Source organism: Pseudomonas sp. HY2-MNA-CIBAN-0224 (genome assembly GCF_040310285.1).
Classification (GTDB): Bacteria; Pseudomonadota; Gammaproteobacteria; order Pseudomonadales; family Pseudomonadaceae; genus Aquipseudomonas; species Aquipseudomonas helleri.
Genome location: NZ_JBEOPQ010000054.1, coordinates 25,555 through 37,261, shown reverse-complemented (window position 1 = coordinate 37,261; position 11,707 = coordinate 25,555). Strand labels below are relative to the sequence as shown.

11 protein-coding genes are annotated in these 11,707 nt (G+C 61.2%); 9 read left to right on the top strand and 2 right to left on the bottom strand.

The window, feature by feature from the left end:
• Positions 1-77: 77 nt before the first annotated feature.
• Positions 78-599, bottom strand: a complete 522-nt coding sequence (locus AAEZ03_RS20310; RefSeq protein ID WP_153335400.1) for a DUF2062 domain-containing protein — start codon at positions 597-599, stop codon at positions 78-80.
• 134 nt (positions 600-733) lie between these two features.
• Between AAEZ03_RS20310 and AAEZ03_RS20305 the strand changes: the two genes are divergently transcribed.
• The 9 genes from AAEZ03_RS20305 (at position 734) to AAEZ03_RS20265 (ending at position 8,198) form a co-directional block, all read left to right on the top strand.
• On the top strand, positions 734-2,950 hold the full coding sequence (locus AAEZ03_RS20305) for a DNA internalization-related competence protein ComEC/Rec2 (protein WP_350581094.1): 2,217 nt from the start codon (positions 734-736) through the stop codon (positions 2,948-2,950).
• Between the two features lie 48 nt (positions 2,951-2,998).
• Positions 2,999-3,634, top strand: a complete 636-nt coding sequence (gene pocA, locus AAEZ03_RS20300; protein ID WP_048373695.1) for a flagellar polar localization protein PocA — start codon at positions 2,999-3,001, stop codon at positions 3,632-3,634.
• Positions 3,631-4,059 (top strand): flagellar polar localization protein PocB, encoded by a 429-nt coding sequence (gene pocB / locus AAEZ03_RS20295; protein WP_350581091.1) that lies wholly within the window; start codon positions 3,631-3,633, stop codon positions 4,057-4,059. Before pocA ends, pocB begins: the two co-directional genes overlap by 4 nt.
• Positions 4,059-5,054, top strand: a complete 996-nt coding sequence (lpxK, locus tag AAEZ03_RS20290) for a tetraacyldisaccharide 4'-kinase (RefSeq protein ID WP_350581088.1) — start codon at positions 4,059-4,061, stop codon at positions 5,052-5,054. Before pocB ends, lpxK begins: the two co-directional genes overlap by 1 nt.
• A gap of 26 nt (positions 5,055-5,080) precedes the next feature.
• The gene (locus tag AAEZ03_RS20285) at positions 5,081-5,266 is read left to right on the top strand and encodes a Trm112 family protein (protein ID WP_003442540.1); all 186 of its coding nucleotides are present in this window, start codon (positions 5,081-5,083) and stop codon (positions 5,264-5,266) included.
• Positions 5,263-6,027, top strand: coding sequence for a 3-deoxy-manno-octulosonate cytidylyltransferase (kdsB, locus tag AAEZ03_RS20280; RefSeq protein ID WP_350581085.1), 765 nt, complete (start codon positions 5,263-5,265; stop codon positions 6,025-6,027). The genes AAEZ03_RS20285 and kdsB overlap by 4 nt, the downstream gene beginning before the upstream one ends.
• On the top strand, positions 6,027-6,491 hold the full coding sequence (locus AAEZ03_RS20275; protein WP_262126790.1) for a low molecular weight protein-tyrosine-phosphatase: 465 nt from the start codon (positions 6,027-6,029) through the stop codon (positions 6,489-6,491). The genes kdsB and AAEZ03_RS20275 overlap by 1 nt, the downstream gene beginning before the upstream one ends.
• Positions 6,488-7,507 carry a UDP-N-acetylmuramate dehydrogenase gene (gene murB, locus AAEZ03_RS20270; RefSeq protein WP_350581080.1) on the top strand — a complete coding sequence of 340 codons (1,020 nt, stop codon included), beginning with the start codon at positions 6,488-6,490 and terminating at the stop codon, positions 7,505-7,507. The genes AAEZ03_RS20275 and murB overlap by 4 nt, the downstream gene beginning before the upstream one ends.
• Before the next feature lie 79 nt (positions 7,508-7,586).
• Complete coding sequence (locus AAEZ03_RS20265; protein ID WP_048389051.1) at positions 7,587-8,198, top strand: transglycosylase SLT domain-containing protein; 612 nt, start codon at positions 7,587-7,589, stop codon at positions 8,196-8,198.
• Between the two features lie 67 nt (positions 8,199-8,265).
• Here the strand turns inward: AAEZ03_RS20265 and rne are convergent, their stop codons facing one another.
• Positions 8,266-11,496: a ribonuclease E gene (gene rne, locus AAEZ03_RS20260; protein WP_350581097.1), complete on the bottom strand. Its 3,231-nt coding sequence runs from the start codon at positions 11,494-11,496 to the stop codon at positions 8,266-8,268.
• Positions 11,497-11,707 lie beyond the last annotated feature (211 nt).

Sequence of the window (11,707 nt, the reverse complement as noted above, 5' to 3'; positions counted from 1 at the left end):
AGCTTGCCTCGCGATCTTTTTAAAGATCAAAAGATCGCGAGGCAAGCTCGCTCCTACAGGATGGTGCAGGGCACGTTTTACAAAGCCTTGCGCTGCTGCTTGCGCCGCTTCCACTGCCGGCTGACCCACCAGCGCCAATACACCATGGTCAAGCAGTAACCCACCCCGCCCAGTACCACCCCGCACACCACCGAACCCAATAAAAACGGCTGCCACACGGTCGAGAGTTGGCTGCTGATCCACGCCCACGTGAGTTCATCGGGCATGCTGCGGGCCGGAACGTCCATCAGCCATGCGCCCAGCACGTAGGTGCAGTAAAAAATCGGCGGCATGGTGATCGGATTGGTCAGCCAGACCAGGCTGACCGAAATCGGCATATTGCTGCGCACCATGATCGCCAGGCAGGCGGCCAGGAGCATTTGAAAGGGCATGGGGATAAAAGCGGCAAACAGACCCACCGCCATCGCCCGGGCGACAGAGTGACGATTGAGGTGCCAGAGGTTGGGGTCATGCAGCAGTGAGCCCAAAAACCGTAAGGATTTGTGTTCCTTGATGCGCGCCGGATCTGGCATGAAACGTTTGATTGAACGCCGTGGCATGGGCTTCTCGCTTGGAACAGGGAGGCAGTATGCCCGCATTTTGCAGGTCGGCTCTTCAGACTTTGTGACAATGTTTTAGGCCGCGACGATAAATCCCGGCTAATCCGAGGGCAGGGATTACTTCGGATCAGGTTATGTACTCAGGGATGTTGGCGCTGGCTTCGGGTTTGATCGTGCTGCGATTTTTACCGGCAATACCCGCCCTTGAGTGTGTGCTATTGATGCTGGGTGCCGGGCTGTTGTTGATGGTGGTGCGGGTTTATCCGGCAGGGCTTTTTCTGCTTGGGCTGAGCTGGGCCTGTGTGCAGGGGCAGTCGGCGCTTGATGACCGGCTGTCGCCTGCGCTGGATGGTCGCACGTTATGGGTCGAAGGGCGGGTGGTCGGTTTGCCGCAGCAGTCCGACGCGGCCGTACGTTTTGAGTTGCGTGATGCTTATTCGCGCCACGCCACATTGCCTTCTACCTTGCGCTTGAGCTGGTACGGCGGGCCGCCGGTCAACAGCGGTGAGCGTTGGCGACTGGCGGTCACTCTCAAGCGGCCCAAAGGGCTGCTTAACCCCCGTGGCTTTGATTATCAGGCCTGGCTGTTGGCCCAGCGCATTGGCGCCTCGGGCACCATCAAGGATGGTCAGTTATTGGCGCCCGTCCGGCATGCCTGGCGCGACGGTTTACGCCAGCGGTTGCTACAAACCGACGCTAACGGCCGGGCGCCATGGTTGGCCGCATTGGTGATGGGCGATGGTTCGGGGTTAAGCGTTGACGACTGGAAGCTGCTGCAAGCGACCGGCACGGTACATTTGCTGGTGATCTCGGGGCAGCACATTGGCCTGTTTGCCGGGCTCATTTATGGCCTGGTGGCGTTGCTGGCGCGTTATGGCCTGTGGCCACGACGGCTGCCGTGGTTGCCTTGGGCGTGCGGCTTGGCTTTTGCCGGAGCACTGGGTTACGGCGTGCTGGCCGGTTTTGAGGTGCCGGTACAGCGGGCCTGCGCCATGCTCGGGCTGGTATTGGTATGGCGCCTGCGGTTCCGCCACTTGGGCGTGTGGCTGCCCTTTTTGCTGGCGCTCAACGCGGTGCTGATCATTGAACCGCTGGCCAGCTTGATGGCGGGTTTTTGGCTGTCGTTCGCGGCCGTTGCGGTGCTGATTTTTACTTTTAGCTCACGGTTGGGCCCGTGGAGCTGGCGAGCGGCATGGCTGCGTCCGCAAGGGTTGATCGCGGTGGGCTTGTTCCCGATGCTGTGGATTCTCGGGCTGCCCATCAGCCTGTCCGGCCCGCTGGCCAATCTGGTGGCGGTGCCGTGGATCAGCCTGTTGGTGTTGCCTGCGGCGTTGCTGGGCACTGTGTTGCTGCCGGTGCCCGGGGTGGGTGAAGGGTTGCTGTGGGTGGCGGGCGGCTTGCTCAATGGCCTGATTTGGGGGCTCAAATGGCTGGCCGGGACGCTGTCGCCCTGGTTGCCTGCCAGCGTGCCGATCAGTGTCTGGCTGCTGGCGGCGCTCGGTGCCTTGCTGCTGTTGCTGCCTGCAGGGATGGTGCTGAGGCCACTGGGCTGGCCGCTGGTGCTGCTGGCGGTGTTTGCCCCGCGAACGCTTGTCCCGCCGGGGCAGGCAGAGGTGCTGCAACTGGATGTCGGCCAAGGCCTGGCAATCATCGTGCGAACCCGCCATCACACGCTGCTATACGACGCGGGGCCAAAAGTGCGCAACCTTGACCAGGGCGAACGTGTGGTGGTCCCGGCACTGCAAGCGATGGGCATCGGTACGCTGGACATGATGCTGATCAGCCACGCCGATTCGGATCACGCGGGCGGTGCGCTGGCGGTACAACGGGCAATGAAGGTGAAACGGGTGGTCAGCGGTGATGTACCGCTATTGGCCGAACAGCTGCAGGCCGGGCCTTGTAACAGCGGTGAACGCTGGGAATGGGACGGGGTGACGTTTGCGTTGTGGCAATGGGACGGCGCGACCGACGGTAATCAGCGTTCGTGCGTGTTGCAGATCGAAGCCAGCGACGAACGGTTGCTGTTGACCGGTGATATCAATATCGACGCCGAGCGGGCTTTTCTCGACAGCCCTCTGGCGGTGCCCACGCACTGGTTGCAGGCGCCACACCACGGTAGCCGCACCTCGTCCTCGATGGTCTTTCTAAAAAACCTGTCACCTTCGGCAGTGTTGATCTCCAGAGGGCATGGCAATACCTTTGGGCATCCTCACCCGCAGGTGATGGCGCGCTACAAGGCGCTGGGCATGGGGATCTGGGACAGCGCCGAGCACGGTGCCATACGCTTTCGGCTGGGCACCTTCGGGGTGGCTGAAAGCCTGCGCGAGCAGCGGCGGTTCTGGCGGGATTAACGTCGACCTTGTGGTAAAGTGGCGCACTTTTTCGAGGGGATTGTCACTGTGTGGGAACTGGTCAAATCCGGCGGCTGGATGATGCTGCCGATCATTCTGAGTTCTGTTGCCGCGCTGGGCATTATTGTCGAGCGCCTGTGGACCCTGCGCGCCAGCCGCGTGACCCCACCGCACTTGCTCGGGCAGGTGTGGGTCTGGATCAAGGACAAACAGCTGGACAAAGAAAAACTCAAGCAACTGCGCGCTGACTCCCCGCTCGGTGAAATCCTGGCGGCTGGCCTGGCCAACTCCAAGCATGGTCGCGAGATCATGAAAGAGTGCATTGAAGAGGCCGCTGCCCGGGTTATCCACGAGTTGGAGCGCTACCTCAACGCCTTGGGCACGATTGCTGCCATGGCGCCCTTGCTGGGCCTGTTGGGCACGGTGTTGGGCATGATCGATATTTTCAGCGCCTTTATGGGCACCGGCATGACCACCAACGCGGCGGTGCTCGCGGGCGGGATTTCCAAGGCCTTGATCACCACGGCAGCGGGCCTGATGGTGGGGATACCTTCGGTGTTCTTCCACCGGTTCCTGCAGCGCCGGGTCGACGAGCTAGTGGTCGGCATGGAGCAGGAAGCGATCAAGCTGGTTGAAGTGGTGCAGGGCGACCGCGAAGTCGACATGGTCGGGAGCAAAGCGTGAAATTTCGCCGCAAGCCACGGGAAACAGTCGACATCAACCTCGCGTCGCTCATCGACGTGGTGTTCATCCTGCTGCTGTTTTTTGTGGTCACCACCACGTTCACCCGCGAGACTCAACTGCGCGTCGACTTGCCCGAGTCGGTCAGCGGCGCGCCCACCGAAGATCAGAACACCAAGCTGCTGGACATCGCCATCAGCGCCGACGGGGTGTTTTCGGTCAACAATCAGTTGCTGCCGAAAAACGATCTGGCAAGCCTGATGGATGCATTGCGTACGGCTTCGGGCGGCGACACCCGCCTGCCGGTGTCGATCAGTGCTGACGGCAAGGCCCAGCACCAGTTTGTGATTACGGCGATGGATGCCGCCGGCAAGCTCGGCTTCAGCCATTTGCGCATGACCACCGTTGAGTCGCAGGCGACCCCCTGATGGCCCTGTCTGATCGTTTGTTGCGTGCCTGGTACACCGGGCATCCGCTGCTTAAATTGCTGAGCCCGCTGGAATGCCTGTATCGCCTTGTGGTTGAGCGCAAGCGCGCGCGTTTTGTGGCGGGCGAGGGCGAGATCTATCGCGCCCCGGTGCCGCTGGTGGTGGTTGGCAATATCACCGTGGGTGGCACCGGCAAAACGCCGTTGATCCTGTGGTTGATCGAGCATTGCCAGCGCAATGGCCTGCGGGTGGGCGTGGTCAGCCGTGGCTATGGCGCCAAGCCGCCACAGCTGCCTTGGCGTGTGACCGCCGAGCAACCTGCCGCACAGGCCGGTGATGAGCCGCTATTGATCGTGCAGCGCACCGGCGTGCCGCTGATGATCGACCCTGACCGCAGCCGCGCAGTCAACGCCTTGCTCGACAGCGAACCGCTGGATCTGATCCTCTCGGATGACGGCTTGCAGCATTACCGGCTGGCCCGGGATCTGGAGTTGGTACTGATCGACAATGCCAGAGGTTTGGGCAACGGCCATTGCCTGCCTGCGGGGCCATTGCGCGAACCCGCCGAGCGTTTACAGAGCGTAGACGCGGTGCTGTATAACGGCGCCGAGCGCGATCCGCAGGCGGGCTTTGCCTTTAAATTGCAGCCTACGGCGTTGATCAACCTGCGCAGCGGAGAACGTCAGGCGCTGGACTTTTTCCCGTCTGGCCAAGCGCTGCATGCGGTTGCCGGGATCGGTAACCCGCAGCGTTTCTTCACCACCCTTGAAGCGCTACACTGGCGGCCAATCACCCATGCTTTCGCTGACCATGCGCCGTACAGTGCCGAGGTCTTGAATTTTACGCCGCCGCTGCCCGTGGTCATGACTGAAAAGGACGCCGTGAAATGCCGCGACTTTGCGTCACCCGACTGGTGGTATCTGGCGGTCGACGCGGTTCCATCAGAGGCCTTTGTCCTTTGGTTTGACCAACAGCTAAAGCGTCTTTTGCCCTAACTCATTTTTACTTTTCGGGAATTCCTATGGACACCAAACTGCTCGATATCCTCGCTTGCCCAGTGTGCAAAGGCCCGCTCAAACTCAGCGCCGACAAAACCGAGCTGATCAGCAAGGGCGCCGGCCTGGCTTACCCGATCCGCGATGGCATTCCAGTCATGCTGGAAACCGAAGCCCGTACCCTGAGCACCGACGAGCGCCTGGATAAATGACCCCGACCTTTACCGTGGTAATTCCGTCGCGGTTTGCCTCGACACGTTTGCCAGGCAAGCCGCTGCAAATGATCGCGGGCAAGCCGATGGTCCAGCACGTCTGGGAGCAAGCCTGCAAAAGCAGCGCCCAGCGTGTGGTCGTCGCCACCGACGATGCGCGCATTGTTGAGGCCTGCCAGGCGTTTGGCGCCGAGGTGGTCTTGACCCGCGCAGATCACGAGTCCGGCACTGACCGTCTGGCCGAAGTCGCCGCACAGTTGGGCCTGGCCAGCGATGCCATCGTGGTCAACGTCCAGGGTGACGAGCCGTTGATCCCGCCCGCATTGATTGATCAAGTGGCCGCGAACCTGGCCGCCCACGCCGAGGCGGGCATCTCGACCCTGGCTGAGCCGATTGCAGACGTTGAGCAATTGTTCAACCCCAACGTGGTCAAGGTGGTCAGCGATATCAATGGCCTGGCCCTGACGTTCAGCCGTGCCACCTTGCCGTGGGCGCGGGATGAGTTCGCCCAACAGCCCGACGCATTGCCTGCCGGTGTGCCGTACCGTCGCCACATTGGCATTTACGCCTACCGTGCCGGTTTCCTCCAGGACTTCGTCAACTGGGGCCCGTGCTGGCTCGAGAACACCGAGCGTCTTGAGCAGTTGCGCGCCCTGTGGCACGGCGTGCGAATCCACGTCGGTGATGTGCTTGAAGCGCCGCCAGCCGGTGTCGATACCCCTGAAGACCTTGAGCGCGTTCGGCGTTTGCTGGAGGGTTAATGCGCGTCCTGTTTGTGTGCCTGGGCAATATTTGCCGCTCACCCACCGCAGAAGGCGTGTTGCGCCAAAAGCTGCGTGACGCCGGTTTGGCTGAGCGCATCGAGGTGGCCTCTGCCGGGACGGGGGGCTGGCACGCGGGCGAAGCGCCGGACGTGCGCAGCCAGCGGGCGGCCAAGCGCCGCGGCTATGACTTGTCGGCGCAACGTGCGCAGCAAGTCAGTGCTGCCGACTTCAATCGCTATGACCTGATTATGGCGATGGACAAGAGCAATTTGCGTGACCTCAGCGCCTTGCAGCCCGCAGGCGCCAAGGCTGAACTGGATTTGTTCTTGCGTCGTTATGCGGCGGTCAAGGATGAAGTCCCGGACCCTTATTACGATGGCGAACAGGGCTTTGAAGAAGTGCTCGACCTGGTTGAGCGCGCGTGCGATTTGCTGGTGATTGAATTGAAGGGCCGTTTATGAGTTTGCAGTTGCAGGTTGATGCGTCACTGAAGTCATTTAACAGTTTCGGCGTTGAGGCGCGTGCCAGCCTGCTGGCCGAAGCGCATACCGACAGTGATGTGCGTGAAGCCCTGCACTATTCGGCCGAGCAACAACTGCCGTTGCTGGTGATCGGCGGCGGCAGCAATCTGTTGCTCACCGGCGACGTTCACGCCCTGGTGCTGCGCATGGCCAGTCGCGGTATTCGGGTGCTTGCCGACGATGGCCAGCGCACCGTTGTCGAGGCCGAGGCGGGGGAGGTCTGGCACGCTTTTGTGCTGTGGACCTTGGAGCAAGGGTTATCCGGCCTGGAAAACCTCAGTTTGATCCCCGGCACCGTGGGCGCCGCACCGATGCAGAACATTGGCGCCTATGGCGTCGAGATCAAGGACGTGTTCGAGGGCCTGACAGCCCTGGACCGCCACACCGGGCAATTGCGTGAGTTCAGCCTGGCCGAGTGCGAGTTTGGCTACCGCGACAGCATCTTCAAGCAGCAGCCGGGCCGCTGGTTGATTTTACGCGTGCGTTTTGCCCTGAACCGCGCTGAGCGTCTGCATCTGGAATACGGCCCGGTGCGCCAGCGTTTAAGCGAGCAGGGCGTTGAGCAGCCCACGGCCAAAGATGTAAGCCGGGCTATCAGCAGCATTCGCAGTGAAAAACTGCCAGATCCTGCGGTGTTGGGCAATGCTGGCAGCTTCTTTAAAAACCCGCTGGTGTCGGCGCAGCAGGCGGACGAGTTGAAACTCACCCACCCGGGGCTGATCGGTTATCCACAGGCCGATGGTCAGGTCAAACTGGCGGCAGGCTGGTTGATTGAGGCCGCAGGCTGGAAAGGCTTTCGCGAGGCGGATGCCGGTGTGCATCGCTTGCAGTCGCTGGTGCTGGTGAACTATGGCGCGGCCACCGGTTTGCAACTGCTGGCCCTGGCGCAACGCATTCAGGCCGATATCCAGCAGCGTTTTGCGGTGCAACTTGAGATGGAACCCAACGTGTATTAAGGGCGGCAGTCTCGCTGGCTGATTTCACGCCCACGCAGGCTTGGTGTGTATCCCACTGTTTTTCAGGTCTGGACGAGTCATGAAGCAACTACCCGCGTGTGCGTTAGCGATAACCTTGGTGACGTTGACCGGCTGCATGACGGCCCCGCCAAGGGACCAAAACAACCTGTGCAACATCTATCGCCAATACCCGGCCTGGTACAAGGATTCGGTGGCGATGCAGACACAATGGGGCACGCCGCCCAACGTGGCCATGGCGATCATGAAGCAGGAAAGCAGCTTTGTGGCCGACGCACTTCCGCCGCGCGCCTACCTGCTGTGGGTGATCCCGTGGGGCAGGGTCAGCCCGTCCTATGGTTATGCACAGGCTCAGCCACCCGCCTGGAAAGACTTTGAGCGGGCGATGGGGCGCTCAGGTTCGCGGGACAACTATGCTGACGCCATCATGTTTATCGGCTGGTATACCGCAGGTACTCAACGTCAGTTGGGGATTTCCAAGTGGGATGCTTATAACCAGTACTTGGCGTATCACGAGGGGCGCGGTGGTTTTACCCGCAACACCTACCGTGGCAAACCCTGGTTGATGCAGGTGGCGCGCAAGGTTCAGCAGCAATCGCAAACCTATGGCGCGCAACTTGCCCAGTGCCGCGACGAACTGGAGAAAGAGCGCCGCTCGTTCTGGTTTTTTTGATTGCACAACAGAATAAAAAAAGCCCCGCCAGTTCAGAACTGGCGGGGCTTTTTAGTGGCCGGCGGAATTAGGCGAGGGGTTTAGACTCGTGTTCCTGTTCCGTGGCTGCTGCTTTCGCGGCGGCTGCTTCAGCTTCACGCTTGCGGCGGCGTACTTCACGCGGGTCGTTAGGTGCACGACCGTTGCTCGGTGCGCTGACAACCGGCGCTGCTGCTACCACTTCAACCACTTCGGTGGTTTCGACCACTTCAACCGGAGCCGGTTGTGCCACAACGGCTGTCTCGACGACAGCTGCTTCAGCCACAACCACTTCAGCGACTGGCTCAGCGACTGGCGCTGGAGCGGTCTCGACAATGGCAGGCTCGGCAACTGGCTCGCGGACAACACGGGCTTCCTTGACGTGCTCAGGTGCTTTCTCGACAACTTGCGTCTCGATCACCGGCGCTTCTTCGCGTGGCGCTTCTACTGCCGGGGCTTCGACAACGGCTTCAACCACAGGCTCTGGCGCGGCAATGACCGGTGTTTCGACAACCGGAGCAGGCTCGGCAGCTGCCTTGACTTCAGGCTCGGCCTGTACCGCTGGCACTTCAACTTCAGGTGCCTTGATCGCTTCAACCGGTGCAGTTGCTTCAACAACAGGCGCTTCGACAACCAGGGCTTCAACCGCTGGCTTCTCAACAACCGGCGCTTCAACCGCCGGGGTTGGCACGATGGCCACTTCAGTGGTTTGCGCTTCTACCGCTGCCACGGTTTCGGCGGGTGCCGATTCCTGAATGGCTTGGGTGGCACGTTCAGCTTGCTCGTTGGCCTGGGCTTCAGCAGGAGCGCTGATGGCCTGGGTGTGAGCGGCTTGTTGTTCTGCGAGGTGCTCGGCAGCGACTTGAGGTGCGGCAGCAGCGTTTTCGGCGGTGGCTTCTTCGCTGTTTTCTTCCGAACCTTCAATCACGTTGCCGTTGGCATCGCGTTGACGTTCACGACGGTTGCTGCGACGACGCTGACCACGGGAGCGACGACGTGGGCGATCACCCTCGTTGGTGTCCTGGTTGTCGTCCTGCGCCTGCTCTTCGTTGGTCGCGACTTCTTCGTCTTCAGCAGCCGGTGCTGGAGCCTGGGTTTCGCGTGGTGCACGTTCTTCACGTGGTGCGCGAGGCTGACGCTCTTCGCGCGGCGCACGGGCCGGACGTTCTTCTTCGGTGGCGACAACGGCAGCAGCTGCAGCCACTGCCGGGGCAGCGTCCAGAGGCTCGCGCAGTTCGCGAACGCGCTCTTCACGCTCACCGCGTGGCTTGCGTTCTTCGCGTGGTGGGCGAGGTGCGCGCTCTTCACGTGGCGGACGCGGTGCACGCTCTTCGCGAGCGGTGGTTACGGTTGGAGCTTCTTCACGCGGCTCACGCAGTTCGCGCGGGGCGCGCTCTTCACGAGGGGCACGTTCTTCGCGCGAAGCACGCTCTTCACGTGGCTTGCGCTCTTCGTCACGGCGACCGTTGCGGTTACGGTTTTGCTGGCGGCCATTGCGACGCTCTTCGTTACGCGCAGGGCGCTCGGTCGCCACCGGTTTTTCAACCACGGCTGGCGCAGCAGGCTCTTCCTTGGCAGCGAACAGGTTAACCAGCGACTTCACCAGGCCTTTGAACAGGCTTGGCTCGGCGGCTTTTGGTGCCGGTGCGGCAACCGGTGCGGCCACTTCGGTCGGGACCGGAGCCGAGGCGCGAGCCGGTGCAGTTTTAACAGCGGCTTCCTGACGAACCAGGGTGCGGGTCGCAGCGGCTGGCTGGACTTCTTCCACCTCGGCGGCAGCGGCAGCAATTTCGTAGCTGGACTGGTTGTTGTTGGCTTCCGGGCTGTCATCACGCAGACGCTGAACTTCGAAGTGCGGCGTTTCGAGGTGATCGTTCGGCAGGATGATGATGCGTGCGCGGGTGCGCAGTTCGATCTTGGTGATCGAGTTGCGTTTTTCGTTGAGCAGGAACGCTGCCACCGGGATCGGCACCTGGGCGCGAACTTCGGCAGTGCGGTCTTTCAGGGCTTCTTCTTCGATCAGGCGCAGGATGGCCAGCGACAGCGACTCAACATCACGGATGATGCCGGTGCCGTTGCAACGCGGGCAGACGATGCCGCTGCTTTCGCCCAGGGATGGACGCAGGCGCTGACGGGACATTTCCAGCAAGCCAAAGCGCGAGATACGACCTACTTGTACGCGGGCGCGGTCGGCTTCCAGGCATTCGCGGACTTTTTCTTCCACGGCGCGCTGGTTTTTGGCTGGGGTCATGTCGATGAAGTCGATGACGATCAGGCCGCCGATGTCGCGCAGGCGCAACTGACGGGCGATTTCTTCAGCCGCTTCAAGGTTGGTTTGCAGGGCGGTTTCTTCAATATCGCTGCCTTTGGTGGCGCGCGCCGAGTTGATGTCGATGGACACCAGGGCTTCGGTCGGGTCGATAACGATGGAGCCGCCGGAAGGCAGTTCGACGACGCGCTGGAAAGCGGTTTCGATCTGGCTTTCGATCTGGAAACGATTGAACAGCGGAACGCTGTCTTCGTAGAGTTTGATTTTGCTGGCGTACTGCGGCATCACCTGGCGAATGAAGGTCAGGGCTTCGTCCTGGGCTTCAACGCTGTCGATCAGCACTTCGCCGATGTCCTGGCGCAGGTAGTCGCGGATGGCGCGGATGATGACGTTGCTTTCCTGGTAGATCAGGAACGGCGCGGAGCGATCCAGAGAAGCTTCTTTGATGGCGGTCCACAGTTGCAGCAGGTAATCGAGGTCCCACTGCATTTCTTCGCTGCTGCGGCCCAGGCCTGCAGTGCGCACGATCAAGCCCATGTCTGCAGGAGCGATCAGGCCGTTCAGGGCCTCGCGCAGTTCGTTGCGCTCTTCGCCTTCGATGCGACGGGAAATACCGCCAGCACGCGGGTTGTTCGGCATCAGGACCAGGTAGCGGCCAGCGAGGCTGATGAACGTGGTCAGGGCTGCGCCCTTGTTGCCGCGTTCTTCTTTTTCGACTTGCACGATAACTTCCTGGCCTTCGCTCAGGACGTCCTTGATGTTTACGCGGCCTTCAGGGGCTTTCTTGAAGTACTCGCGGGAGATTTCTTTAAGGGGCAGGAAGCCGTGGCGCTCAGAGCCGAAATCGACAAAGGCAGCCTCAAGGCTGGGTTCGATGCGAGTAATACGGCCTTTATAAATGTTGGCTTTCTTTTGCTCGCGGGCACCGGACTCAATGTCCAGGTCGTAGAGGCGTTGGCCATCTACCAGTGCAACGCGCAACTCTTCGGGTTGAGTTGCGTTAATCAGCATTCTTTTCATGTTGTACCGTCGGTTTCCGGGCTACCGGAAACGGCGTTCGGCACACACGACTTCTCATGGTCGGTGTCAGGTGCGTCAGGAGTAGTTGGCCACTCCAGTGTCCAGCGAGGTTCGACCAATGGGGGCGAAGTCGCGACTTACGCTTCCTGCTTGCTGTGGTGACTTAATAAGCACTCAGTCAGGAGGAGGAATCAACCAGCGG